We start from the raw sequence: 25,281 nt of genomic DNA, 5'->3' as shown, positions 1-25,281 counted from the left end.
CGAGGGCGGCTTTGGCGCCGTCACCGTCGAGGCGGTCCATGTTGGCTTCGGTGGCGTGGCCGGCGTTGGCGCCTTTGGTGGCTACTTCGCCTTCTTCTTCTTTGTCGAATTCGTCCCAGCTCAGCATGACGTGTCGTCTCCTGCGTGAGGGCTCAAAGGTGCCCGTGTGAAACCGGATGGTTGGGTGTTCACACGGCCCAGAGGCCGCGGTGGATCTTAAGGAATCGTTTGTTGCAGCTAGCGCACGCATTAAACGGAATAGGGTTACGGGTGCTCTGCGTGAGGCTTGAGGGGCGGAGCGGTAGGTGCTTGCTCCAGCGGGAGGCCTCAGGTCTGGCTCTTCATCCCAGTGTAAAGGGATATTGCAGGCCCGATTTACCCGCGCATTATAGGGAAAAAATCGGCTTTGTGTTGTGGCGGATGGTCACGGATCGCAGACAAAAAGCCTGCTTTTCAAGCCAAGACGCGGGTTTGCTGGGGTTGGCCGAAGGGACGAGCGGCAGGATTTTTTTCGAGGGGGTGCAGCGGGAGGAGGAGGGGCTCGGTTCTTTGCCGCAAGAACGATTTCTTGCGGCGAATAAGATCAGGTTCAGTTCGAACGCATCAGGTGATTAGCCGTTAGAACAACCATTGCCCATCACGTGGTAATTAAGAATATGACGCTGACCCTGAGAATCTTCATATTCCATCTTTACCGGTACAACTTCGCATACTTCTGGAATGCTACTCATGGATACGACTTTGGCAATATCCAGTTGGGTGCTGTAGGTGTAGTCCTCAACCACCGGTGCATGCTGGGCAGCCAGCTCGGTCGGGGCTTCGCCGGCCAGGGCGGCGGTGGCAAATACACTGCTGAGGACCATCACGGCTAACACTTTCATTTCTCTATTTACCTTATTTAGGTCGAAAGGGGTCACGGGGCCCTTGTGGGGCCGCGTGTGTAACTTAGGAGTTGGGTAGTTCGGATTAACGATGCCTTCGTGGGGGCTGTTGCGTTGTTAATCTCAGTGTCGTGTTGACGGAGTTGATTTTAGGCGTGCGAGTTATATTCATATACCCGTGCTTTTGATAAACACTATTGGCAGATTTTGTAACAATCCCGTGGTGAAGCTTTTTTCACCTTTGCCACGAGGCGCCGCAGGCCGCGGGCTAGAGCTGTATACGGGGATGTCAGGGCAAAATGTAGGGGCTTGTTACTACCATCGTCGAATGGTTCTATGGGGCAGCCCCGGCTACAACAGGGCATACAAAAACAACTATTGTCACCGAGGTAAGAAAGATGAGTGCGGCTTCCCTGTACCCCGTTCGCCCCGAAGTAGCAGCCAATACGCTGACCGACGAGGCGACCTACAAGGCCATGTACCAGCAGTCGGTGGTGAACCCCGATGGCTTCTGGCGCGAACAAGCCAAGCGCCTTGACTGGATCAAGCCTTTCACCACGGTGAAGCAGACCTCGTTCGACGACCACCACGTCGACATCAAGTGGTTCGCCGACGGCACCCTTAACGTTTCCTACAATTGCCTGGACCGTCACCTCGCCGAGCGCGGCGATCAGGCGGCAATCATCTGGGAGGGCGATGACCCCTCCGAAAGCCGCACCATCACCTACCGCGAGTTGCATGAACAAGTCTGCAAGTTCGCCAACGCCCTGCGCGGGCAGGATGTGCATCGCGGCGACGTGGTGACGATCTACATGCCGATGATCCCCGAGGCGGTGGTGGCAATGTTGGCCTGCACCCGCATCGGTGCGATCCATTCCGTGGTATTCGGCGGCTTCTCGCCGGAGGCGCTGGCCGGTCGCATTATCGACTGCAAGTCGAAGGTGGTGATTACCGCCGACGAAGGCATCCGCGCCGGTAAGAAAATTTCCCTGAAGGCCAACGTCGATGACGCCCTGACCAACCCGGAAACCAACAGCATCCAGAAAGTCATCGTGTGCAAGCGCACCAATGGCGCGATCAAGTGGAACCAGCATCGCGACATCTGGTACGAAGACCTGATGAAAGTGGCGGGCACCGTGTGTGCGCCAAAAGAGATGGGTGCCGAAGAAGCCCTCTTTATCCTTTACACCTCCGGTTCCACGGGCAAGCCCAAAGGCGTGCAGCACACCACCGGCGGCTACCTGCTGTACGCCGCGCTGACCCACGAGCGCGTGTTCGACTACCGCCCAGGCGAAATCTACTGGTGCACCGCCGACGTTGGCTGGGTCACTGGCCACACCTATATTGTCTATGGCCCGCTGGCCAATGGCGCGACCACGCTGCTGTTCGAAGGTGTGCCTAACTATCCGGATATCACCCGGGTGGCGAAGATCGTCGACAAGCACAAGGTCAACATCCTCTACACCGCCCCAACCGCTATCCGCGCGATGATGGCTTCGGGCAACGCGGCCGTGGAAGGCGCCGACGGCAGCAGCCTGCGCCTGCTGGGTTCGGTGGGCGAGCCGATCAACCCGGAAGCCTGGGATTGGTACTACAAGAACGTCGGCCAATCCCGCTGCCCGATTGTCGACACCTGGTGGCAGACAGAAACCGGCGGCAACATGATGAGCCCGCTGCCGGGCGCCCATGCGCTCAAGCCGGGTTCGGCGGCACGTCCATTCTTCGGCGTGGTGCCGGCCCTGGTGGATAACCTCGGCAACCTGATCGAAGGTGCGGCTGAAGGCAACCTGGTGATTCTCGACTCGTGGCCAGGCCAGGCCCGTACCCTGTACGGCGACCACGACCGCTTCGTCGACACCTACTTCAAGACCTTCCGTGGCATGTACTTCACCGGTGACGGTGCGCGTCGTGACGAAGACGGTTACTACTGGATCACCGGGCGTGTGGATGACGTGTTGAACGTGTCCGGCCACCGCATGGGCACCGCCGAGATCGAAAGCGCCATGGTCGCCCACCCGAAAGTCGCCGAGGCAGCCGTCGTCGGCGTGCCGCACGACATCAAGGGGCAGGGCATTTATGTGTATGTCACCCTCAAGAATGGCGAAGAGCCAAACGAAGCGCTGCGCCTGGAGCTGAAAAACTGGGTGCGCAAGGAAATCGGGCCTATTGCTTCGCCGGACGTGATCCAGTGGGCGCCAGGCCTGCCGAAGACCCGCTCGGGGAAAATCATGCGGCGTATCCTGCGCAAGATCGCCACGGCTGAGTATGACGGGTTGGGCGATATCTCCACCCTGGCCGACCCGGGTGTGGTGGCGCATTTGATTGAGACGCACAAGACCATGAATGTCGCGTAAAGCGCATTGATGGCCCAAAGCCCCGCCCGGTGCATGCCAGGCGGGGTTTTTTCATAGCATTTCAAAACCAGTGAAGATCAAGTGTGGGAGGGGGCAAGCCCCTCCCACAGTTGATCTCCATTGCACATTCAGCTGGGTGGTGATCTGACGGCCCCGCGCAACCCCCAAATCAATAAATATCGGTTTCTTTCGTAGGAGGTTTCTGAATGTTACCGCGCCAACGAAATGTGTAACCCCGCGCCCAAATATGAGGCAATGCGCTACGCCTGTGACCTGAAAAACCGCACTGCAGACACCTTCGCAAATTAGATTAAACGCCAGACTTGCCGTGCCAGAAGGGTTTGCGAATAATAGGCCCGCTATTTGCAGTATCAATAGGTTGAATGTCTTTTGCCTCTGCATAAAATACAGAGGCTGTCAATGAGTTGGAACCGTGTTCTCGGTGCTTCTGTAAATTGTTGTCGCATTGAGGAAATATCGGCTTCCGGCCTGTCGTTAGAATGCCGATCACTCGCTCGTCGTCTCCAGTGCTGAACTGGCGTAGGACGCAGCACCGCAATTCGGTTTCCTTTAAGTCGCATCGTGGGCCATGGCTCATACTGCTGTTTTGCCCCATACCGATGGAGTCCCAAGATGAAGAAACTCGTGCTGTTGGGCGCCCTGGCGCTGTCCGTGCTGTCCATGCAGGCTTTCGCTGAAGGCAAGCCCCTGAAAATTGGTATCGAAGCGGCTTACCCTCCGTTCGCCTCGAAGGCGCCGGATGGCAGCATCGTCGGTTTTGACTACGACATCGGCAACGCCCTGTGCGAAGAGATGAAGGTCAAGTGCACCTGGGTCGAGCAAGAGTTCGACGGCCTGATCCCTGCGCTCAAAGTGCGCAAGATCGACGCGATCCTGTCGTCCATGTCCATCACTGACGACCGCAAGAAATCCGTGGACTTCACCAACCGTTACTACCTGAGCCCTGCGCAGTTGGTGATGAAGCAAGGCACCGCCGTCAGCGATAGCCTGGATGAATTGAAAGGCAAGAAGATCGGCGTGCAGCGCGGTTCGATCCACGATCGCTTCGCCAAGGAAGTCCTGGCGCCTAAAGGTGCAACCGTTGTGCCTTACGGCTCGCAGAACGAAATCTACCTGGACGTGGAAGCCGGTCGCCTCGACGGCACCGTGGCGGACGCTACCCTGCTGCAGGAAGGTTTCCTCGACACCCCAGCGGGCAAAGGCTACGCGTTCGTAGGCCCACAGTTCACCGACGTCAAATACTTCGGCGAAGGCATCGGCATCGCAGTACGCAAAGGCGACAAGGAAAACCTGGAGCGCATCAACGCTGCCATCGCCGCGATCCGCGCCAACGGCAAGTACAAGGCAATCCAGGACAAGTACTTCAACTTCGACATTTACGGCCCTGAAGCCAAGTAAATCGTCTTAGCTGTCTGTCTGAAATGGCGCAAGCAACAGAATTCCTGCGGTTTGCGCCATTTTTTCATCCCCCCTTTTCGAGGACCTGAATCATGTTGAACGGCTACGGGGCTGTCATCCTCGATGGCGCATGGTTGACGCTTCAGCTCGCCTTGTCGTCCATGGCGCTCGCCATTGTTCTGGGTCTGATCGGGGTCGCGTTACGCCTGTCGCCGGTGCGCTGGTTGGCCTGGCTGGGTGACTTGTACTCCACGGTGATCCGCGGGATCCCTGACCTGGTGCTGATCCTGCTGATTTTCTACGGCGGCCAGGACTTGCTCAACCGCGTCGCGCCGATCCTCGGCTACGACGACTATATCGACTTGAACCCCTTGGCCGCCGGCATCGGCACCCTGGGTTTCATCTTCGGCGCCTACCTGTCGGAAACCTTCCGCGGCGCCTTCATGGCCATTCCCAAGGGTCAGGCCGAGGCCGGCCTTGCGTATGGCATGAGCAGTTTCCAGGTGTTTTTCCGGGTGATGGTGCCGCAGATGATCCGGCTGGCGATCCCCGGTTTTACCAACAACTGGTTGGTACTCACCAAGGCCACCGCGCTGATCTCGGTGGTGGGCCTGCAAGACATGATGTTCAAGGCCAAGCAGGCGGCAGACGCCACCCGTGAGCCTTTTACCTTCTTCCTCGCAGTCGCGGCGATGTACCTGGTAATCACCAGCGTGTCGTTGCTGGCGCTGCGTCATCTTGAGAAGCGCTACTCGGTAGGCGTAAGGGCGGCTGATCTATGATCTTCGACTACAACGTCATCTGGGAGGCCATGCCGCTGTACCTTGGCGGCCTGCTGACCACCCTGAAACTGCTCGCCATCTCGCTGTTCTTCGGCCTGCTCGCGGCCTTGCCCCTGGGCCTGATGCGGGTGTCCAAGCAGCCGGTGATCAACGGTGCGGCCTGGCTCTACACCTATGTGATCCGTGGCACACCGATGTTGGTGCAGCTGTTCCTGATCTACTACGGCTTGGCCCAGTTCGAAGCCGTGCGCGAAAGCTTCCTGTGGCCGCTGCTGTCCAGCGCCACGTTCTGCGCGTGCCTGGCATTTGCGATCAACACCAGCGCCTACACCGCCGAGATCATTGCCGGTAGCCTCAAGGCCACCCCCAATGGCGAGATCGAAGCGGCCAAGGCCATGGGCATGTCGCGCTACAAGCTGTACCGCCGCATCCTGCTGCCGTCGGCCCTTCGCCGGGCGCTGCCGCAGTACAGCAACGAAGTGATCATGATGCTGCAGACCACCAGTCTCGCCTCCATTGTCACCCTGATCGACATTACCGGTGCCGCACGCACGGTGAACGCCCAGTACTACCTGCCGTTCGAAGCCTACATCACCGCCGGTGCGTTCTACCTGTGCCTGACCTTTATCCTGGTGCGCCTGTTCAAGTTGGCCGAGCGCCGCTGGCTGAGCTACCTGGCTCCAAGGAAGCATTGATATGGAACGTATCGATCACCTGCTGCCGTGGGGCAACCTGGGCTGCGAGCGCCAGCTGAGTGTGTTTCGTTTTGGCAGCGGCGAGCGCAAGGCCTACATCCAGGCCAGCCTGCACGCCGATGAATTGCCCGGCATGCGGGCCGCCTGGGAGCTGAAAAAACGCCTCACCGAACTGGAACAGCAAGGCGCCCTCAACGGCGTGATCGAGCTGGTGCCAGTGGCCAACCCGATGGGCCTCGGCCAGTTGCTGCAGGGCGCTCATCAGGGGCGCTTCGAGGTCGGCAGCGGCAAGAACTTCAACCGCGATTTCGTTGAATTGAGCGCGCCGGTTGCCGCGCTGCTGGAAGGCAAGCTGGGCGATGATCCCCACGCCAACGTGCGCCTGATCCGTCAGGCCATGGGCGAAGTGCTCGACGCCTTGCCAGAGCCGGCCAGCCAGTTGCAAGGCATGCAGCGCGTGCTGTTGCGCCACGCCTGCAGCGCCGACGTGGTGCTCGACCTGCATTGCGACTGCGAAGCCGCGCTGCACCTGTACGCGCTGCCCCAGCATTGGCCGCAGTGGCGTTCGCTGGCGGCGCATTTGAATGTGAAGGTCGGCCTGCTGGCGGAAGACTCCGGCGGCAGTTCGTTCGATGAAGCCTGCTCGACGCCCTGGTTGCGTTTGTCCAACACGTTTCCAGACGCGCAGATCCCGTTGGCGTGCCTGGCGACTACGCTGGAGCTGGGTGGTCAATCCGACACCGGGCGTGACGAGGCGATTTTCCACGCCGAAGGCATCCTGGCGTTCCTGGCCGAGCAAGGCTTGATCAAGGGCGAATGGCCAGCGGCGCAGTTCGATGCCTGTGAGGGCATGCCGTTCGAAGGCACCGAGATGCTGTTCGCGCCCCATCCCGGCGTGGTCAGTTTTCTGCGCAAGCCGGGTGAATGGGTCGAGGCCGGTGATGAGATTTTTGAAGTGATTGATCCCCTGTCCGACGTGGTCAGCATTGTTTGCGCCGGTACGTCCGGGGTGCTGTTCGCCGTTGAACGGCTGCGTTATGCCCAAGCAGGTTTTTGGCTGGCCAAGGTCGCGGGGCGTGAAGCCCTGCGCCACGGCAATTTGCTGAATGACTGACCCACTGTTTTTGTGAGAACCGACCGCATGTACAAACTTGAAGTCCAAGACCTGCATAAACGCTATGGCAGTCATGAAGTGCTCAAAGGCGTGTCACTGGCCGCTGCGGCCGGGGATGTGATCAGCATCATCGGCTCCAGTGGTTCGGGCAAAAGTACCTTTTTGCGCTGCATCAACCTGCTGGAGCAACCCCACGCCGGCAAGATCCTGCTCAACAACGAAGAGCTGAAGCTGGTGGCCGGCAAGGACGGTGCCATGAGGGCGGCCGACCCCAAGCAACTGCAACGCATGCGTTCGCGCCTGTCCATGGTGTTCCAGCATTTCAACCTGTGGTCCCACATGACCGCGCTGGAAAACGTGATGGAAGCGCCGGTGCACGTGCTGGGCGTCGCGAAGAAGGAAGCCCGTGAAAAGGCCGAGCACTACCTGGCCAAGGTTGGCGTGGGCCATCGCAAGGATGCTTTCCCCGGTCATATGTCCGGCGGTGAGCAGCAGCGTGTGGCGATTGCCCGTGCCCTGGCGATGGAACCGGAAGTGATGCTGTTTGACGAACCCACTTCGGCACTCGACCCAGAATTGGTGGGCGAGGTGCTCAAGGTGATGCAGGACCTGGCCCAGGAAGGCCGCACCATGGTGGTGGTGACTCACGAAATGGGCTTTGCCCGTGAAGTGTCGAACCAGTTGGTGTTCCTGCACAAAGGCATCGTCGAAGAGTGCGGCAATCCGCGTGAGGTGCTGGTGAACCCGCAGTCCGAGCGCCTTCAGCAGTTCCTCTCTGGCAGCTTGAAATAACAACCCACTGTGGGAGGGGGCTTGCCCCCGATGGCGGTGGTTCAGATAAAACAACTGTGACTGATACACCGCTATCGGCGGCAAGCCCCCTCCCACATTGGGATCTTCACAGTTTTTGAGATTTGTGTAGGTTTCCGGGCTAGCATTGGCCCTTGTCTTCATTACTGTTACAGGCTTCGGATAGCACTCCATGACCGCCCACAAAATTGGTTTCCTGATTTGGCCCAGCACAAAAGCACTGACGCTTGCGCTGGCTGAGGAGGCCTTGCGCGTTGCCCAGCGGGTGCATCCGGACGTGGTCTACGAGCTGTCGTTTTTGCTTGCCGAGCCGGCCGCCGAAGGCGCTTGGCAATTGCCGGGCGAGCCTTGGGCCGGCAAGCTTGAAGGCTTCCAGAAACTGTTCCTGCTGGCCGATGAGCCGCCGACGGTGATCGCCTCCCAGCTCAGCACCGCGCTCAAACAGTTGGTACGGGCTGGCTGTGTGATCGGCGGTCTGTCGGCGGGCGTGTATCCGTTGGCGCAACTCGGCCTGCTGGATGGCTACCGCGCCGCGGTGCACTGGCGCTGGCAGGATGATTTCGCCGAACGTTTCCCCAAAGTCATCGCCACCAGCCACTTGTTTGACTGGGACCGCGACCGCCTCACCGCCTGTGGTGGCATGTCGGTGCTCGACCTGCTGCTGGCGGTGCTGGCGCGTGACCATGGCGCCGAGCTGGCCGGTGCGGTCTCTGAAGAGCTGGTGGTGGAGCGTATCCGTGAAGGCGGCGAGCGCCAGCGCATTCCCCTGCAAAACCGCCTGGGTTCCAGCCACCCGAAGCTGACGCAGGCCGTGTTGCTGATGGAAGCGAATATCGAAGAACCGCTCACCACCGACGAAATCGCCCAGCACGTGTGCGTGTCGCGACGACAACTCGAGCGCATCTTCAAGCAATACCTCAATCGCGTCCCCAGCCAGTACTACCTGGAACTGCGCCTGAACAAGGCCCGCCAGATGCTCATGCAAACCAGCAAGTCGATCATCCAGATCGGCCTGTCGTGCGGCTTCTCCTCGGGGCCGCATTTCTCCAGCGCCTATCGCAATTTCTTCGGCGCCACCCCGCGCGAAGACCGTAACCAGCGGCGCAGCAGCAGCCCGTTCGAGTTGTCGTCGGTACCGTCCGAGAGAGGTTGAACCGTTACTCCTGATCCTGCCAGGGCAGTGGTGGCACCAGGGGGTTGCCCTCTTCATCGACAACGGCTTGCGGCACATTGAAGTGGATACCGGTGCGCAGGTAATACTCGCGCAAGCGTTCCAGGCTTACGTCGGACAAAGGGTTTGCGCTCAGGTCCGACTCCTGGTCGAAGTCCCCGGCCATGTCCAGCAGTTGGTGTGTCACGTGGGTAATCTGGTTGTGGCTCAAGTCCAGGGTGTGCAGGTTGTTGAGCTGGAACACGCCACGCGGCAGTTCGCTGAGTTGGGCCTCTTGCAAATGCAATAAGGTCAGTTGCTCCAGGTGGCTGACATCCGGTGCCAGTGTCAGGGGGTTGTGGCTCAGCTCGAGGAATTCGAGCCCAAGCAGTTGGCCCAGTTTTCGCCGCGTAGCGCGGCTGAGTGTGATCGCACAATGCGTCATTTCCAGGTTCGACAACCTCATCATGCTGAACACGGCATTGGGCACGTCGCCCAGGTGGCAGCGCCTGAGGCTCAGGGACTGCAGATTGAAAAAGCATCGCAGTGTGCCGTCGACATCGGTGGTTTCGCCGATCCCGGTGTAGCCAAACCACGTCACGTGATCAAAGCGCGCGGTCAATTGCGGCAAGGCGCCCATGATCGGTGCTTCCAGCTCCAGCCGATGGGTGAGCGCGTCATCCAGGCTTTCTTCATCTTCATCCCCTTCGCGGCGCCAGGCTTGCTCTATCCGTCGCTTGAAGTGGCGGCGCGCTGCCTGCTGATGCTCGCGTTCAGTGGCGTCCAGCGGCGTGTCCAGGAGTGGATGGCGCTCAGGGACGTTTTGCGTCCAAGTGTGCAAGTCGGAGGTGAGCTTGGCGTATTCGGCCTCCAGACGCGCAAGGGCAGCGGGCACCGCGTCCAGGTTCCCGGGTAACTGGAAGAAGAAACGGTCGGCTTCGGCAGGCATCAAAGTCGGGTAGAGGCGCCGTATGCGGTCACGTTCACTCTGGGGCGCCTGGGCATTGAAGTGCTCGCGGTACTCATGACTGTAACGCTTGATCTGGTCGAGCGTCGCACGTGAGAGCGGATTACCGGACAGATCGAAAGCATGGGTGATGGTGGGCGGAAGACTGAGCAACTCGGCCGGCAACGCCTCGATATGGTTGTCGGTCAGGTTCACACTGCTGCGTAGCACCCGATTGACGAGCCCCGCCGGCACTTCGCTCAAGCCGCTGTTGACCAGGAACACGCTGGTCAGGCGCGGCAGTGTCTGGAAATCCGGCAGTTGGACCATCGGGTTATGGCTCAGGTCCAGGTATTCCAGCTGTGTCATTCGTTGCAGCGCTTGCACACTGGCTGGCGACAGCGTGATCGAGCAGCGGGGCAGGCCCAGGAAACTGAGCTTGTGCAGGTTGAACACCGCGCTGGGGATATCGCCCAGCCTGGCATTCTCGATATCCAGAATATCCAGCTGCGGGAAGCTTTCCAGGAAGGCGGACGGTCTCAGCGTGCCGCCATTGCCCTGTATCAACAGGGAGTGGGTGTGGTTGATCCGGGCGCTGAGGGTGGGGAGTTCGCCGGCCATCTGTTTCGGAATCATCAGATTGCGTAAGTGCAGGGTTTCCTGTGGGGGCTGGCGGCGCCAGCACCTTTCCAGCAGGTTGCTCAGGGCCAGGCGGCGCGCACGTTCCAGTTCGAGAAGGCCCGGGGTTGTGGCCCAGTCGCTGAGTTGCTGTTGCAGGGTCTGCAGTTCCGCCGCCAGGCGCGTCAGTTCCGTGGTACCCGCCACTATGTCGCCGGGCAGGGCAAAGATCAGGCGGTCTAAGTGTTCAGCGGATAAGGTGGGATAGAGCTGCCTGGCTATCAGGGTATCTGTCGCGAGGGCACTGGCTTGCCAGCGGATGTCATGCGCCTGGCAGTGCTGTTTGATTCGATCCAGGGTCGCAATCGACAGTGGGTTTTCGGACAGGTCCAAGGCGTCGCTGCTGTGCGTCGGCAGCTCGAACAGTGCATCAGGCAGCTCGCTGATCTGGTTGCCGCTGAGAATTGCGGCGTCCAGGTGTGTGCGGGTGAGCAGGCCGGACGGCAGGCCGTCGATGCCGGTATTGGCAAGATCCAGGTGATTCAGCTCAGGCATGGCCGCAACGCTGGGCGCGAGCCCCAGTGGGTTGTGGTCCAGCGTCAGCGACTGCAGGCGGCGCATCGAGGCCAGATCGGCCTGGGTGGTGGTGGTCAGGGTCAGGTTGCAGTTGCTCAGTCCCAGCGTCGTGAGGTGCGGCAGGGTGCTCAGGTGGGCCGGAAATTGGCCCAGGGGAATGTTGGCCACTTCCAAATGGCGCAGTTGGGTAAACCGTGCCAGAAAAGTAGGCGTGCCCAGGGTCAGGGGGCTCCCGTTCAGTGACAGCAGGGACACGTGATCGAAGTTGGCGTCCAGGATGGGCAGCTCGCCCATGATCGGCATTGTCAGGCGCAGGCTGAAGTTGTCGTGGTCGAGGCGGTCAAAATAAGGATCGGGGGGCGTCAGCCGATCCCAGCAACGTGCTATCTGCTCGGCCAGGAGCCGACGGTCGCGTCGATGGTGAAGGCGCTCGCGGCTGTTGAGCGGGAGGCCGGTCTCAAGGTGGTTTGCCGGCAGGTTTTCCTGCCATTGCAAGAGTTGCTGCTCCAGGTGCTGGCGTTCAGCTGGCAGGGCTGCGAGCCTGTTGACCCGGCCGCCGGGCTGGGTATCCAGGCGCTCAAGCAGCGCTTGTAGCTGTTGTGGACGCAGCGTCGGGAACAGCGCTTCGGCTTGCACCCCGGCAGTTGGGTCGACGACCTGTGCAACCGCGGCGCCGTTGCTGCCGAGCAAGCGCAGCGTTTCGACACGGACGGTGGCAGGTGTGTCGTGATCCAGCAGTACCCGCAGTGCTTCGCGCGGCAATGGCTGCTGGCGCAGGCGCAGCTTGAGTGCGTCGCCCTCGGTGACCTCAATGTGCAGGGCGTCGCGCTGGGCGTCGGGCAGCGCCTTGAGGATGGCGCTGTAGAGGTCGGTTTCGCCGAACAAGGCGACATCGTCGTGGTAGGGAACATAGTGGCCGCTGTCGGTGCGCACCAACGTTCGCGTTACGCTGCTTTCGTCGGGGCCGATGCGACTCCAGACCGGGCCTTGCAGCGAGCGGTGACGCACCTCCAGCCTGACTTGAGGCGACCAGCCTTGCAGCAACGGCAGCGAGTTCAGGGCCAGGCGATCACTGTCCAGGCTGGCCGTCGCCGGCAGGTATTGGCCTTCATAGGCGCGGGAGAGCTGCACTTCTTCCCACGCCGCCTTGGCCATCTGCGCCAGGCGTATCGGTGTGCGGCGCTGGTCAAGGGCCTCCATTTCCGCGCCGGATGCCTGGTATGCAAGGCGTCGTGCGAGTGCGGCGGGCAACCCCGGTACCGTCGCGGTGATCTGTCGCGCGTGAGGGTCGGCAGGCGCTTGCAATGGGGCGTAGCGCGATTCGAACAGGGCATGGCGCTGGCGCTCGGCAATGTCCGCCAGGGTAAGGCGCAAACGACGTGCGCGGTTTTCCAGGCTGAGTTCGGGCTCGCTGGCACGCTCGCCGAATTGGCTGCGAATCTCCTCTGGGCTCAAGCCTTTGAGAACTGTTTGGAGCCAATCTCCGTTCTGCAGTTGGTCTTCCCGCAGTTCGATCACCGGTTGGGTGTTATCGCCGAACTCCCAGGCGGTCTCGCCGTTGGCGGTCAGAATGCGCAGTGCCTTGGTGGCGGGCCATTTGCCGTGCGTCGTCAACAGTTGCAAGGTGTCCTGAGGGTCGATCCGGTGAACTACCGCGGGATCGTCGCTGCGCAGTTGCTCGATCAGCCGTTGGAGGTCGCGATCGATACGCACTCGCGCCAGGCTGTCTTCGAGCACTGGCGGCAGGGGGTCGCCCTTGACATGCATGTGGCGCAAGCCGCCTTCACTGACGCCGCTGATGTGCAGGGCCAGTTCCCGATCCGCCGTACTCAACCCTTGCCCGTGGTGACCCAGGCGACGCAGAAGCGTGTGCTTGTCCCACTGCTGGGGCCGTTCAAGCTCGGTATGCCAGGCCCCTGAGTGGTTGTGGCGAACGCTGGGCGTGTAGGCGGCGGGGCGAGTCGGGTGTTTGATGCGGTAGCGGCTGGGGTTCGCGGTTTTTTCCAGGGCGTACAGTTTGCCTTCCAAGGGCAGGATCGACTCGCCCCGAACGTCGTGCAGCCCCAGTTCATTGACCCCCATGCGCTGTGACAGCGCGGTGTCGCGTTCGTATGCGGCGAGGTCCGGTTTCCAATAGCGTGCTTCACCGTTGGCCAGCGTGACCGGCTTGAAACGGTCCAGAAACACGACGACGTCACTGGGCAGCGCCTGGCGTATCAAGGGTGCACCGATCTTGACCCCAGCGCCAAACGCCCCCAACTGCACCAGCGCTTCGACCACCCCCAGCAAGTGGACGAAGGCTTCGGTGCCAAGGCCTTGCGCCCAGTCGATGACGCCTTCGAACACCTCATCCAGCAGTTGGAAGGCCATGTAGCCGAGCATCAATTCGCCCAGCCCGGGAATGAACGGCGCGGCCAGCATCACCACCACGTTGAGGATCGAGGCGGCCACATTGACGAAGGCGTCCCAGGCCGCCCAGCGCGCCTTGCGGTCTGCCGCAGCCGTGGAGACGGCCAGGGTGCGGGCATCGTTGATGATCTGGTTGAGTCGCTGCTGGTAGGTGTGCAGCCAGAGCTCAGCGGTAATGGGTTGCGTGGAGAAATTCAGCCGCGGATCAGTGGTGGGTTCTTTGCGCCAGGGCGCCTCGACACTGCCTGATTGCGGCGGGTGCCAGGCAATGCGCGACAGGCGCTGGCTGAGCCCGGAGAAAAACGGCCCTCGGTGTTCGTGGCTGACAAAGCGGCTGAAAAACGCTTGGTATTGTTCATCGCGCAGCTTTTCCGTGAGCGCTTGTTTGAAGGCCAGTGACGAGGCGTATTCCTTGAGCGGGTGGTGAGGGTCGTCAGGGATATAGGCGACGACGCGCTGCACGGTACGGGTGCGCTCCAGGTCTGTGGCGAACAGCAGGATGCCGTTCAACGGGGCATCCATCATGCACAAGTCATAGGCGCGCAGGGGCTGTCGGTCCTGGATCAGCGCAGGTTTGCCGTCGATCAGCTCGCCAACTGCACGCCATACGTCCTCGGCGATGTCCCCATTGATACGTGCCAGTTGCAACGCCGCGCGCAAGGCGGCTTTCTGGCTGATCATGACCTTTTGCTGCAGGACGCTGGCGGCAACCGGTTCGTCCAGGCCGAGTGCTTCACGGACATGGCGGGCGTATTGGGCGCCGATGTCCAGCTTGCGGCACAGCCGGGTGAAGGCTGTAACCGACAACACCTGCTTGATTGCCGGTAGCGTTTCGAATTGGCCGCTGGCGGATGGGCGGGAGATATAGGTCGAGTCTGCCTCGAAGGCGTCGGCCTCGGTTTCCTTGGCCTCGAAGTTGTGCAAGGCGGCATCGAGCAACGACACCGTCCACGTGCGCACCGCCCCCGTGCGTACCGGAAACCAGGGAATGGTTTGCGCAATGTACAGGCGCAGGTAGACCGTTTCGCTATTGAGGTCCAGGTTGAAGTGCTTGAGCAAGGCGTCTTCGAGCAGGGGTTTGGCGAACGCCTTGGCATCTTCAAGCTTTTTGAGTGCAAGGTCGACCTGATTGCGCGCGTGCCCGTGTTCGGCGATGGCCGTTTTGAATGCCATTTTCAGCGGGGCGGGGGCTGTGCCAAGCGCGCTGCCGTGCTGGTACCTGGCCGTTTTCAGTGCATCGCGCGTTCGTTGTGACGACTGCCCCAGCCATGGGGGAAACGCACTCTTGAGCACGTCGTAGTGACTGTCGGGCTGATGACCGCCGGGGGTGACTGGCGATGAGGAAGGGGGTGTGGGCATGCGGGCTGATCTCCAAGGCGCTTGAAAAACCCAGTAGATCAGCCGCCTGGCGACGGATGAGCTTAGATAGATATGCGCGCACGCCTGGTTTTGGTCCTGCCGCAAACGCGTCGCACAGTTTAAACTGCGCCTTTGCGACGCTATTTGTCGCATTGGCGTAAACCCGCCAAAATCGCGGGTTGGCGCTATAAGAAGTTGTCGCTTGGCGGCAAGGCCGCGCTGAAAACTGTCCTTACAATCCCTGCATCGCCCGCCATGTCCAGGCAGGCGTTCCTCTTCAGGAGACTCCGATGTCCGTTGAGCAAGCCCCGGTGCAACGTGCCGATTTCGACCAGGTCATGGTTCCCAACTATGCACCTGCCGCGTTCATCCCCGTGCGTGGCGAAGGCTCCCGCGTGTGGGACCAGGCCGGTCGCGAGCTGATCGACTTTGCCGGCGGCATCGCGGTCAACGTATTGGGCCACGCCCACCCGGCGCTGGTCGGTGCGCTGACCGAACAGGCCAACAAGCTGTGGCACGTCTCCAACGTCTTCACCAATGAGCCGGCCCTGCGCCTGGCCCACAAGCTGATCGACGCCACCTTTGCCGAGCGCGTGTTCTTCTGCAACTCCGGCGCCGAAGCCAACGAGGCCGCGTTCAAGCTGGCCCGTCGCGTCGCGTTCGACCGTTTCGGCACTGAGAAATATGAAATCATTGCCGCGCTGAACAGCTTCCACGGCCGTACATTGTTCACCGTCAACGTCGGTGGCCAGTCCAAGTACTCCGATGGTTTCGGGCCTAAAATCACCGGCATCACCCACGTGCCTTATAACGACCTGGAAGCGCTGAAAGCTGCTGTCTCGGACAAGACCTGCGCGGTTGTATTGGAGCCGATCCAGGGTGAAGGCGGCGTGTTGCCGGCCGAGCTGGCTTACCTGCAAGGTGCCCGCGACCTGTGCGACGCGAACAACGCACTGCTGGTATTCGACGAAGTGCAAACCGGCATGGGCCGCAGCGGCCACCTGTTCGCCTACCAGCATTACGGCGTGACCCCGGACATCCTCACCAGCGCCAAGAGCCTGGGCGGCGGTTTCCCGATCGCGGCGATGCTCACCACCGAAGCGCTGGCCAAGCACCTGGTCGTTGGCACGCACGGCACCACCTACGGCGGCAATCCGCTGGCGTGCGCGGTGGCTGAAGCGGTGATCGACGTGATCAATACCCCTGAAGTCTTGGCCGGTGTAAACGCCAGGCACGACCTGTTCAAGGCGCGCCTGGAGCAGATCGGCAAGCAATACGGCATCTTCACCGAAGTGCGCGGCATGGGCCTGCTCATCGGCTGTGTATTGAGCGATGCGTTCAAAGGCAAGGCCAAGGACGTGTTCAACGCGGCCGAAAAAGAAAACCTGATGATCCTGCAAGCCGGCCCGGACGTGGTGCGTTTCGCGCCGAGCCTGGTGGTGGAAGAGGCGGACATCAATGAAGGTTTGGACCGCTTCGAACGTGCAGTGAAAACCCTGACCCAAGCCTGATACACATTGGTTCGCCGGATTGGGTCAAAAATGTGGGAAGGGGCAACCCCCCCTCCCACATTGGCAACGGTGTTGTTCCTGATCCTTCCAGTAATTTTTCCTATGAAGTTTTCGAGTTAAGGAGTGACACCATGCTGGTGATGCGCCCCGCGCAAATGGCTGATCTGGGCGAGGTACAGCGTCTGGCTGCGGACAGCCCGATTGGTGTCACCTCCTTGCCGGATGATGTCGAACGCCTGAGCGACAAGATTGCCGCCAGCGAAGCTTCCTTCGCTGCCGAGGTCAGTTTCAACGGTGAAGAAAGCTACTTCTTCGTGCTCGAAGACACCGACACCGGCAAACTCGCCGGCTGCTCGGCCATTGTCGCCTCGGCCGGTTATTCCGAGCCTTTCTACAGTTTTCGTAACGAGACCTTCGTGCACGCCTCTCGCGAGCTGAAGATCCACAACAAGATCCACGTGCTTTCCCAGTGCCACGACCTTACCGGCAACAGCCTGCTCACCAGTTTCTATGTGGTGCCTGAGCTGGTCGGTTCGCCGTGGTCGGAACTCAACTCCCGTGGCCGCCTGCTGTTCGTCGCCAGCCACCCCGAGCGTTTTGCCGATTCGGTGGTGACCGAGATCGTCGGCTACAGCGACGAGAACGGTGACTCGCCGTTCTGGGACGCTATCGGTCGCAACTTCTTCGACCTCAACTACGCCGCCGCCGAGCGCCTGTGCGGGCTGAAGAGCCGCACCTTCCTCGCCGAACTGATGCCGCACTACCCGATCTACGTGCCGCTGTTGCCGGACGAAGCCCAGGAGGCGATGGGCCAGGTGCACCCGCGTGCGCAGATCACCTTCGACATCCTGATGCGCGAAGGCTTCGAGACCGACCATTACATCGACATCTTCGACGGTGGCCCGACGCTGCACGCTCGGGTCTCGGGCATTCGCTCCATCGCCCAGAGCCGCGTGGTGCCGGTGAAGATCGGCGAGATGGTCAAGGGCGCCGGCCGCCAATACCTGGTAAGCAACGCGTCCTTGCAGGATTACCGCGCGGTGATGCTGGAGCTGGACTACGCGCCGGGTAAACCGGTGACGTTGGACCTCGCAGCGGCCGAAGCCCTGGGTGTTGGCGAAGGCGCAAGCGTGCGCCTGGTAGCGGTTTAACAAAGAGAGTTTCGCGGGTGGCTGACAACAGCGGCCCGTTCGAGGAGATAGCATGATCGTTCGTCCCGTACGCAGCAGCGATTTACCGGCCCTGATTGATCTGGCGCGCAGCACCGGCACCGGCCTCACCACCTTGCCGGCCAACGAAGAGCGCTTGACCCACCGGGTCGGCTGGGCCGAAAAAACCTTTCGCGGTGACGCCGGGCGCGGCGATGCCGACTACCTGTTCGTGCTGGAAAACGACGAAGGTCGCGTGGTGGGCATTTCCGCCATCGCGGGCGCCGTTGGCCTGCGCGAGCCCTGGTACAACTTCCGGGTGGGCCTGACCGTCAGCGCCTCCCAGGAGCTGAATATCTACCGTGAAATTCCGACGCTGTTCCTGGCCAACGACCTCACTGGCAATTCCGAATTGTGCTCGCTGTTCCTGCACGCCGATTACCGCACCGGCCTAAACGGTCGCATGCTGGCCAAGGCGCGCATGCTGTTTATCGCCGAGTTCCCGCAACTGTTCGGCAACAAGATCATCGCCGAGATGCGCGGGGTCTCCAGTGACGCCGGCCGCTCGCCGTTCTGGGAAAGCCTGGGTCGCCACTTCTTCAAGATGGAATTCAGCCAGGCGGATTACCTCACCGGTGTGGGCAACAAGGCATTTATCGCCGAGCTGATGCCGAAGTTTCCACTGTACAGCTGCTTCCTGTCTGAAGACGCGCGCAACGTGATCGGCAAGGTCCACCCGGACACCGAGCCCGCGCTGAGCATGCTCAAGAGCGAAGGCTTCAGCTACCAGGGCTATGTCGACATTTTCGACGCCGGCCCGGCAGTGGAGTGTGAAACCACCAAGATCCGCGCCGTGCGCGACAGCCAGGCACTGGTGCTGGCCATCGGCACGCCTGGGGACGACGCCACGCCGTTCCTGATCCATAACCGCAAGCGCGAAGACTGCCGCATTACTGCCGCGCCTGCCCGTCTGGCGGCAGGCACCCTGGTGGTCGATCCACAGACCGCCAAGCGCCTGCAACTGGTGGTGGGTGATCAAGTTCGTGCTGTTGCGTTGTCCGCTGCCCGGGAGTCGAAATAATGAATTCGCTGTATATCGCAGGTAGCTGGCTGGAAGGCCAGGGTGAGCTGTTTGAATCGCGCAACCCGGTGACCCAGCAGGTGCTGTGGGCTGGCAACGGCGCCACCGCCGAGCAGGTTGAGTCCGCCGTGCAGGCCGCGCGCCAGGCATTTCCAGTCTGGGCCCGGCGCTCGCTGGAAGACCGCATCAGCGTGCTGGAAACCTTCGCCGCCACCCTGAAAAACCGTGCCGACGACATCGCCCGCTGCATCGGTGAGGAAACCGGCAAGCCCCTGTGGGAATCGGCCACTGAAGTCACCAGCATGGCCAACAAGATCGCGATCTCGGTGCAAAGCTACCGCGAGCGCACCGGCGAGAAGAGCGGCCCGCTGGGCGATGCCACGGCCGTGCTGCGTCACAAGCCCCACGGTGTGGTGGCGGTGTTCGGCCCTTACAACTTCCCCGGTCACCTGCCCAACGGGCATATCGTACCGGCGTTGCTGGCGGGTAATACCGTGCTGTTCAAGCCGAGCGAGCTGACGCCCAAAGTCGCCGAGTTGACCGTGCAGTGCTGGATCGAAGCCGGCTTGCCGGCCGGTGTATTGAACCTGCTGCAAGGCGCGCGGGAAACCGGCATCGCATTGGCGGCCAACCCGGGTATCGACGGACTGTTCTTCACCGGTTCGAGCCGCACAGGCAACCACCTGCACCAGCAGTTCTCCGGGCGCCCTGACAAGATCCTGGCCCTGGAAATGGGCGGCAACAACCCGCTGGTGGTGGACGAAGTGGCCGACGTGGACGCAGCGGTCTATACCATCATCCAGTCGGCGTTTATCTCCGCCGGCCAGCGGTGCACCTGTGCCCGGCGCCTGCTGGTGCCGCAAGGCGCATGGGGCGATGCGCTGCTGGCGCGCCTGGTGGCGGTGAGCGCGACGATTGACGTCGGTGCGTTCGACCAACAACCGGCGCCGTTCATGGGCTCGGTGATTTCCCTGGCGGCGGCCAAGGCCTTGATGGACGCCCAAGCGTCGATGCTCGCCAATGGCGCCGTGGCGCTGTTGGAAATGACCCAGCCTCAGGATCAGGCCGCGCTGTTGACGCCCGGCATCATCGACGTGACCGATATGAGCGAGCGCGAAGACGAAGAACTGTTCGGCCCGCTGTTGCAGGTGGTCCGCTACGCTGATTTCGAAGCGGCGATTGCCGAGGCCAACAACACCCAGTACGGCCTGGCCGCAGGCTTGTTGTCGGATTCCGAAGCGCGTTACCAGCAGTTCTGGCTGGAAAGCCGCGCCGGGATCGTCAACTGGAACAAACAACTGACCGGCGCCGCGAGTACCGCGCCGTTCGGCGGGGTAGGGGCTTCGGGCAACCATCGCGCCAGTGCGTATTACGCGGCGGATTATTGCGCGTACCCGGTGGCGTCGCTGGAGACGCCAACCTTGGCGGTGCCGGCAACCCTGACCCCCGGTATTACGCTGAACTAAAGATGTCACCGATCCAGTGTAGGAGCCGGCTTGCCTGCAATGCAGGCGACTCGGTCTTTCAGGTCAGCCGCGGTGATGCCATCGCAGGCAAGCCAGCTGCCACACTGATCGGGTTAACAGATATAGATCCGCACTAGTTGCCTATAAAAAATACAGATGTTCGTGGAGCCTCGCCGATGAAATCCTATGAAGTCAATTTTGACGGTCTAGTGGGGCCGACCCATAACTACGGCGGTTTGTCCTTCGGCAACGTCGCGTCCCAGAGCAACAGCCAGCAGCATTCCAACCCCAGGGAAGCGGCGTTGCAGGGCCTGCAGAAAATGAAAGCGCTGATGGACATGGGCTTTGTGCAAGGCGTGCTGGCCCCCCAGGAACGTCCTGACGTGGCCGCCTTGCGCAGGCTTGGCTTCAGCGGCACCGACGCCCAAGTCATCCAGCAGGCCGCAAAAGACGCCATGCCTCTGCTGGTGGCAAGCTGCTCCGCGTCCAGCATGTGGGTCGCCAACGCGGCCACCGTCAGCCCCAGCGCCGACACCGCCGATGGCCGTGTGCACTTCACCGCCGCCAACCTCAACTGCAAATATCACCGCAGCATCGAGCACCCGACCACCAGCCGTGTACTGGGGGCGATGTTTGCCGATCAGCAGCACTTCGCCCATCACGCCGCGTTGCCGGCGGTGGCGCAGTTCGGCGACGAAGGTGCGGCCAACCACACGCGCTTCTGCCGTGAATACGGTGAAGCGGGGGTCGAATTCTTCGTGTTCGGTCGCAGCGCGTTCGACAGCCGTTTCCCGGCACCACAAAAGTACCCGGCGCGCCAGACGCTGGAAGCGTCTCAGGCGGTTGCACGCCTGCACGGCCTGAGTGAGGGCGGCGTGGTCTACGCCCAGCAGAACCCGGCGGTGATCGATGCCGGTGTGTTCCACAACGACGTGATCGCAGTGGGCAACGGCGAAGTGCTGTTCTATCACGAGGACGCGTTCCTCAATACCGAGCAGATGCTTGCCGAACTGCAGGCCAAACTGGGCAAGCTGGGCGGCAACTTCCAGTCGGTGTGTGTGCCACGCGCCCAAGTCAGCGTCGAGGACGCGGTGCGTTCCTACCTGTTCAACAGCCAGTTGCTGACCCGCGCCGACGGCTCGATGCTGCTGATCGTGCCGGAAGAATGCCGCGCCAACGAGCGTGTCTGGAACTACCTGCAAGGCCTGACAGCCGCGGGTGGGCTGATCCGCGAAGTGAAGGTGTTCGACCTCAAGCAGAGCATGCAGAACGGCGGTGGCCCTGCGTGCCTGCGCTTGCGCGTGGCCTTGAACGAAACGGAACTGGCGGCGGTGAATCCAGGGGTTATCATGACGGCGCCGTTGTACGACACCCTGACCCAGTGGGTCGACAAGCACTACCGCGACAGCCTGCGTGAAAGCGACCTGGCTGACCCGCAATTGCTGCTTGAGTGCCGGACGGCACTGGATGAACTGACGCAAATCCTTAAACTGGGCGCGGTTTATCCTTTCCAGATCAATTAATGCCGTACGGCTGAGAGTTATTTATGACCACCGACACCCTGAAACTGATTCTTGAAGACACCGACGGCACCCAGCTGGAAACTTCCTGCACCCGCGTTGCTGTCGTGTGGCAGGGCAAGGAAATCTGGATTCAGCATGACGGCCGTGGCCAACTGCTGATCGGTGTGGACGTGGAAGAGGGCGACGCCGAATACGCCAACCTGCTGATGCGCCCATTGGCGACCAACCTGATGAGCCTGCAACTGGAAATGGAACCGGCCGACGTTGAAGGTGATGACGACGACCACGTCCACGGCCCAGGCTGCAACCACTAAGGAAGCGCTCTATGCTCGCCCTCGGCAAACTGCTTGAACTGACCCTCGCCGGTCGCGAACCGGCGCAAAAAATTCAACTGACTGTCGACGGCGTGCAGATGCGCTGGCTCAGCGAGGGCGCACTTGAAGTGCGTCCGCCTGAGGCACGGGACAGCGGCGGCGACCTGCTGCTGTCGTCCGGCATCCATGGCAACGAAACCGCGCCGATCGAACTGCTCGACCGCTTGTTGCATGGCATCGCCCGTGGGGAGATCAAACCCCGCAATCGCATTCTGTTCCTGTTCGGCAACCCCGAGGCCATGCGCCGCGGCGAGCGTTACCTCGAACTGGACGTCAACCGGCTGTTCAACGGCCGTCACGAACAAAACATCGGCCCGGAAGCCATGCGCGCCGCCGAGCTTGAGCAACTGGCCCGCAGTTTCTTCAGCCTGCCGGGCCGTTCACGCCTGCATTACGACCTGCACACGGCCATTCGTGGCTCGAAGATCGAGCAGTTTGCCCTGTATCCGTTCAAGCCCGAGCGCCAGCATTCCCGTCGCGAACTGGAGCGCTTGCGGGCAGCCGGCATGGAAGCGGTGTTGTTGCAAAACAAGACCTCCATCACGTTCACCGCCTTTACCTACGAGCAACTCGACGCCGAGGCCTTCACCCTGGAACTGGGCAAGGCAAGGCCGTTTGGCCAGAATCAGGGCGTGGATGTTTCGCGCCTGGAAGCTCGCCTTCAGCAGATGATCGAGGGCACCGAACCTGAGACTGGCAGCCTGGACGGCTTGAAGCTGTTCGCGGTGTCGCGGGAAATCATCAAGCACAGCGATGCCTTCCTGATGCACTTGCCGGCGGACGTGGAGAACTTCTCTGAGCTTGAAAAAGGTTATCTGCTGGCCGAAGACGTGGCCAAGACCCGTTGGGTGATCGAGGAGGAGGGTGCTCGCATCATCTTCCCCAACCCGAAGGTGAAGAATGGCTTGCGCGCGGGGATCTTGATTGTGCCGACTACGGATGCTGGCCTAGCGTAGATCTCAGCTGTAACCGGATCCAACTGTGGGAGGGGGCTTGTCCCCTCCCACAGTTGTTTTGCAGTGTTGCTTAGACGGCTACGGCGCGCGGCTCGCTGCGACGGATAGCACGGACCTTGTGCAGGGTGTCGGCGCAGGTACGCGCGGCTTCCTGGCCCTTGTGCACGAAGTGATCGTGGAAGAATGCATGGTGCTCGCTGCCCGCATGGAAGTGGTGCGGGGTCAGGGATACGGAGAACACTGGCACTTCAGTCTCCAGCTGCACCTGCATCAGGCCGCTGACCACCGACTGGGCAACGAATTCGTGACGGTAGATGCCACCGTCCACCACCAGTGCGGCGGCAACGATGCCGGCGTAGCGGCCGGTCTTGGCTAGCAACTTGGCGTGCAGGGGCATTTCAAAGGCACCGCCGACTTCGAAGAAATCGATGTCCGATTCCTGATAGCCCTGGGCGATCATTTCGGCGAGGAAGCCTTTGCGCGATTGATCGACGATATCCTTGTGCCAGCAGGCCTGGATAAACGCGACGCGCTCGCCGTGATGGTTTTTGCTTTTGCTGTCGATTGCGGTGGGTTGCATGTTCTGACTCCTGTTTAAGAAAAAAACAGGGCGTTATGAATCGAATGGGATTTAAGGGTACGCAGACAATGCGGCCCTTAGGTGCCAATCCCGTTCTCTCTTCATCCGGACTATGACCGTCGGCCCCGGGATCACACCGGGTCTGCTGACCTTGTCGCCGTACCGCGTGAGCAGTTCGAGGCGCCAAGCGCTCGCGGGCTATGCACATTGCGTGCAATTACCGCCGGTGGGGAATTGCACCCCGCCCTGAGAACGTTGCCACCAGAACCCTGGCGGCGGAGAGTTTTTAACATGGTTTTTCGAAAACTGCACCACCGTCGTATCGATAGGCTATATCGGTTTGTTTGGTTGGTATTCGATTGAGCCTGCATGGGGCTTGATATTCCGTGGCTTTGCCCGCAGTAATCACCTTCAGAAGGACCTTATCAAACCCTCAGAGGCTTGCTTCATGTCTGTGATCGACCTGCGCAGCGACACCGTCACCCAACCCACCCCTGGCATGCTCGACGCGATGGCGACCGCCGCCAGCGGCGACGACGTGTATGGCGAAGACCCCAGCGTCAACCGTTTGGAAGCCGAAATGGCCCAGCGCCTGGGGTTCGAGGCGGCTTTGTTTGTGCCCACCGGCACCATGAGCAACCTGCTGGCGTTGATGGCGCACTGTGAACGTGGCGAGGAATACATCGTCGGCCAGCAGGCCCATACCTACAAATACGAAGGCGGTGGTGCTGCGGTGCTGGGATCGATCCAGCCGCAGCCGCTGGAGGTGCAGGCAGACGGCTCCCTGGACCTTGACCAGGTGTTGGCCGCGATCAAGCCGGACGACTTCCATTTCGCCCGCACCCGCCTGCTGGCGCTGGAAAACACCATGCAAGGCAAGGTGCTGCCGCTGGCGTACCTGGCAAAGGCGCGGGCGTTTACCCGTGAGCAGGGGCTGGCGTTGCATCTGGACGGTGCGCGAATCTACAACGCCGCGGTCAAGCTTGGGGTGGATGCGCGAGAGATCGCCCAGCATTTCGATTCGGTGTCGGTGTGCCTGTCCAAAGGCCTGGGCGCGCCGATTGGCTCGGTGTTGTGCGGCACTGCGGCGTTGATCGGCAAGGCGCGGCGCTTGCGCAAGATGGTTGGCGGCGGCATGCGCCAGGCCGGCTCCCTGGCAGCGGCGGGGCTGTATGCGCTGGATCATCAGGTGCAGCGCCTGGCGGATGACCATGCCAACGCGCTATGGCTTGGGGATGAACTGCGCAAGGCGGGTTTTGAGGTGGAGCCGGTGCAGACCAACATGGTCTACGTGCAGATGGGCGACCAGGCCGAGGCCCTGAAGGCGTTCGCCGCCGAGCGCGGGATCAAGCTGAGCGCCGCCCCGCGGTTGCGCATGGTTACGCACCTGGATGTGAATCGGGCGCAGATGGAGCAGGTGTTGGCGACATTCGTCGAATTTTCGCGCAAATGAACCTGCAGACCGTCCAATTGAGCGTTTCAATCGTATAAACACGCTGTACCACCGGCAAAGGGCCGATATAATGCGG

18 protein-coding genes, 1 pseudogene and 1 riboswitch are annotated in these 25,281 nt (G+C 61.2%); of the genes and pseudogenes, 15 read left to right on the top strand and 4 right to left on the bottom strand.

Annotated elements, in window-relative coordinates; all coding sequences use genetic code 11:
• Together CQ041_RS24570 and CQ041_RS24560 are read right to left on the bottom strand one after the other, a co-directional pair.
• Window positions 1-127: pseudogene (locus tag CQ041_RS24570) on the bottom strand (ribonucleotide-diphosphate reductase subunit beta); the annotation flags it as partial.
• Between the two features lie 484 nt (window positions 128-611).
• Entirely contained in the window at window positions 612-881 is a 270-nt protein-coding gene (locus tag CQ041_RS24560; RefSeq protein WP_105525024.1) for a DUF2790 domain-containing protein, read from the bottom strand.
• A 398-nt stretch (window positions 882-1,279) separates the two neighbouring features.
• On the opposite strand from CQ041_RS24560, the gene acs reads away from it, so the two are divergent.
• From acs to argR, 7 genes are all read left to right on the top strand, one after another.
• On the top strand, window positions 1,280-3,235 hold the full coding sequence (gene acs, locus CQ041_RS24555; RefSeq protein ID WP_105525023.1) for an acetate--CoA ligase: 1,956 nt from the start codon (window positions 1,280-1,282) through the stop codon (window positions 3,233-3,235).
• 633 nt (window positions 3,236-3,868) lie between these two features.
• Window positions 3,869-4,654 carry an ABC transporter substrate-binding protein gene (locus CQ041_RS24550; RefSeq protein WP_105525022.1) on the top strand — a complete coding sequence of 262 codons (786 nt, stop codon included), beginning with the start codon at window positions 3,869-3,871 and terminating at the stop codon, window positions 4,652-4,654.
• A 92-nt stretch (window positions 4,655-4,746) separates the two neighbouring features.
• Complete coding sequence (locus CQ041_RS24545) at window positions 4,747-5,436, top strand: ABC transporter permease (RefSeq protein ID WP_105525021.1); 690 nt, start codon at window positions 4,747-4,749, stop codon at window positions 5,434-5,436.
• Entirely contained in the window at window positions 5,433-6,131 is a 699-nt protein-coding gene (locus CQ041_RS24540) for an ABC transporter permease (protein ID WP_105525020.1), read from the top strand. Before CQ041_RS24545 ends, CQ041_RS24540 begins: the two co-directional genes overlap by 4 nt.
• Before the next feature lies 1 nt (window position 6,132).
• The gene (locus tag CQ041_RS24535) at window positions 6,133-7,245 is read left to right on the top strand and encodes a M14 family metallopeptidase (RefSeq protein ID WP_105525019.1); all 1,113 of its coding nucleotides are present in this window, start codon (window positions 6,133-6,135) and stop codon (window positions 7,243-7,245) included.
• A 27-nt stretch (window positions 7,246-7,272) separates the two neighbouring features.
• Window positions 7,273-8,037 carry an ABC transporter ATP-binding protein gene (locus tag CQ041_RS24530; protein ID WP_105525018.1) on the top strand — a complete coding sequence of 255 codons (765 nt, stop codon included), beginning with the start codon at window positions 7,273-7,275 and terminating at the stop codon, window positions 8,035-8,037.
• 190 nt (window positions 8,038-8,227) lie between these two features.
• Window positions 8,228-9,208, top strand: a complete 981-nt coding sequence (gene argR, locus CQ041_RS24525; RefSeq protein WP_049711881.1) for a transcriptional regulator ArgR — start codon at window positions 8,228-8,230, stop codon at window positions 9,206-9,208.
• A gap of 4 nt (window positions 9,209-9,212) precedes the next feature.
• Here argR and CQ041_RS24520 read toward each other — a convergent pair whose 3' ends face one another.
• On the bottom strand, window positions 9,213-15,113 hold the full coding sequence (locus CQ041_RS24520; RefSeq protein ID WP_146116094.1) for a dermonecrotic toxin domain-containing protein: 5,901 nt from the start codon (window positions 15,111-15,113) through the stop codon (window positions 9,213-9,215).
• Window positions 15,114-15,403: 290 nt separating this feature from the next.
• On the opposite strand from CQ041_RS24520, the gene CQ041_RS24515 reads away from it, so the two are divergent.
• From CQ041_RS24515 to astE, 7 genes are all read left to right on the top strand, one after another.
• Entirely contained in the window at window positions 15,404-16,624 is a 1,221-nt protein-coding gene (locus tag CQ041_RS24515) for an aspartate aminotransferase family protein (protein WP_105525016.1), read from the top strand.
• 131 nt (window positions 16,625-16,755) lie between these two features.
• Window positions 16,756-17,775, top strand: a complete 1,020-nt coding sequence (gene aruF, locus CQ041_RS24510; RefSeq protein ID WP_105525015.1) for an arginine/ornithine succinyltransferase subunit alpha — start codon at window positions 16,756-16,758, stop codon at window positions 17,773-17,775.
• Between the two features lie 52 nt (window positions 17,776-17,827).
• On the top strand, window positions 17,828-18,853 hold the full coding sequence (gene astA, locus CQ041_RS24505; protein ID WP_105525014.1) for an arginine N-succinyltransferase: 1,026 nt from the start codon (window positions 17,828-17,830) through the stop codon (window positions 18,851-18,853).
• Entirely contained in the window at window positions 18,850-20,319 is a 1,470-nt protein-coding gene (astD, locus tag CQ041_RS24500; protein WP_163002605.1) for a succinylglutamate-semialdehyde dehydrogenase, read from the top strand. Before astA ends, astD begins: the two co-directional genes overlap by 4 nt.
• A 176-nt stretch (window positions 20,320-20,495) precedes the next feature.
• Window positions 20,496-21,842: an N-succinylarginine dihydrolase gene (gene astB / locus CQ041_RS24495; protein ID WP_105525012.1), complete on the top strand. Its 1,347-nt coding sequence runs from the start codon at window positions 20,496-20,498 to the stop codon at window positions 21,840-21,842.
• A gap of 23 nt (window positions 21,843-21,865) precedes the next feature.
• Window positions 21,866-22,156 (top strand): hypothetical protein, encoded by a 291-nt coding sequence (locus CQ041_RS24490; RefSeq protein ID WP_003214319.1) that lies wholly within the window; start codon window positions 21,866-21,868, stop codon window positions 22,154-22,156.
• A gap of 11 nt (window positions 22,157-22,167) precedes the next feature.
• Complete coding sequence (gene astE / locus CQ041_RS24485; RefSeq protein WP_105525011.1) at window positions 22,168-23,172, top strand: succinylglutamate desuccinylase; 1,005 nt, start codon at window positions 22,168-22,170, stop codon at window positions 23,170-23,172.
• A 70-nt stretch (window positions 23,173-23,242) separates the two neighbouring features.
• Here astE and CQ041_RS24480 read toward each other — a convergent pair whose 3' ends face one another.
• On the bottom strand, window positions 23,243-23,752 hold the full coding sequence (locus CQ041_RS24480) for a 6,7-dimethyl-8-ribityllumazine synthase (RefSeq protein ID WP_016979790.1): 510 nt from the start codon (window positions 23,750-23,752) through the stop codon (window positions 23,243-23,245).
• A gap of 88 nt (window positions 23,753-23,840) precedes the next feature.
• Window positions 23,841-24,010, bottom strand: a riboswitch (FMN riboswitch).
• 190 nt (window positions 24,011-24,200) lie between these two features.
• On the opposite strand from CQ041_RS24480, the gene ltaE reads away from it, so the two are divergent.
• Window positions 24,201-25,205, top strand: coding sequence for a low-specificity L-threonine aldolase (gene ltaE, locus CQ041_RS24475; protein ID WP_105525010.1), 1,005 nt, complete (start codon window positions 24,201-24,203; stop codon window positions 25,203-25,205).
• Window positions 25,206-25,281: the final 76 nt, after the last annotated feature.

Source organism: Pseudomonas sp. MYb60, from assembly GCF_002979555.1.
GTDB lineage: Bacteria > Pseudomonadota > Gammaproteobacteria > Pseudomonadales > Pseudomonadaceae > Aquipseudomonas.
Note: the sequence above shows the minus strand (reverse complement) of the source record. Positions and strands in the feature narration are given on the sequence as shown.

What these genes read in the sequence shown, in the direction of transcription:
- CQ041_RS24560 (WP_105525024.1), bottom strand. Translation starts at nt 881, where the DNA reads ATGAAAGTGTTAGCCGTGATGGTCCTCAGCAGTGTATTTGCCACCGCC.
- acs (WP_105525023.1), top strand. Translation starts at nt 1,280, where the DNA reads ATGAGTGCGGCTTCCCTGTACCCCGTTCGCCCCGAAGTAGCAGCCAAT.
- CQ041_RS24550 (WP_105525022.1), top strand. Translation starts at nt 3,869, where the DNA reads ATGAAGAAACTCGTGCTGTTGGGCGCCCTGGCGCTGTCCGTGCTGTCC.
- CQ041_RS24545 (WP_105525021.1), top strand. Translation starts at nt 4,747, where the DNA reads ATGTTGAACGGCTACGGGGCTGTCATCCTCGATGGCGCATGGTTGACG.
- CQ041_RS24540 (WP_105525020.1), top strand. Translation starts at nt 5,433, where the DNA reads ATGATCTTCGACTACAACGTCATCTGGGAGGCCATGCCGCTGTACCTT.
- CQ041_RS24535 (WP_105525019.1), top strand. Translation starts at nt 6,133, where the DNA reads ATGGAACGTATCGATCACCTGCTGCCGTGGGGCAACCTGGGCTGCGAG.
- CQ041_RS24530 (WP_105525018.1), top strand. Translation starts at nt 7,273, where the DNA reads ATGTACAAACTTGAAGTCCAAGACCTGCATAAACGCTATGGCAGTCAT.
- argR (WP_049711881.1), top strand. Translation starts at nt 8,228, where the DNA reads ATGACCGCCCACAAAATTGGTTTCCTGATTTGGCCCAGCACAAAAGCA.
- CQ041_RS24520 (WP_146116094.1), bottom strand. Translation starts at nt 15,113, where the DNA reads ATGCCCACACCCCCTTCCTCATCGCCAGTCACCCCCGGCGGTCATCAG.
- CQ041_RS24515 (WP_105525016.1), top strand. Translation starts at nt 15,404, where the DNA reads ATGTCCGTTGAGCAAGCCCCGGTGCAACGTGCCGATTTCGACCAGGTC.
- aruF (WP_105525015.1), top strand. Translation starts at nt 16,756, where the DNA reads ATGCTGGTGATGCGCCCCGCGCAAATGGCTGATCTGGGCGAGGTACAG.
- astA (WP_105525014.1), top strand. Translation starts at nt 17,828, where the DNA reads ATGATCGTTCGTCCCGTACGCAGCAGCGATTTACCGGCCCTGATTGAT.
- astB (WP_105525012.1), top strand. Translation starts at nt 20,496, where the DNA reads ATGAAATCCTATGAAGTCAATTTTGACGGTCTAGTGGGGCCGACCCAT.
- CQ041_RS24490 (WP_003214319.1), top strand. Translation starts at nt 21,866, where the DNA reads ATGACCACCGACACCCTGAAACTGATTCTTGAAGACACCGACGGCACC.
- astE (WP_105525011.1), top strand. Translation starts at nt 22,168, where the DNA reads ATGCTCGCCCTCGGCAAACTGCTTGAACTGACCCTCGCCGGTCGCGAA.
- CQ041_RS24480 (WP_016979790.1), bottom strand. Translation starts at nt 23,752, where the DNA reads ATGCAACCCACCGCAATCGACAGCAAAAGCAAAAACCATCACGGCGAG.
- ltaE (WP_105525010.1), top strand. Translation starts at nt 24,201, where the DNA reads ATGTCTGTGATCGACCTGCGCAGCGACACCGTCACCCAACCCACCCCT.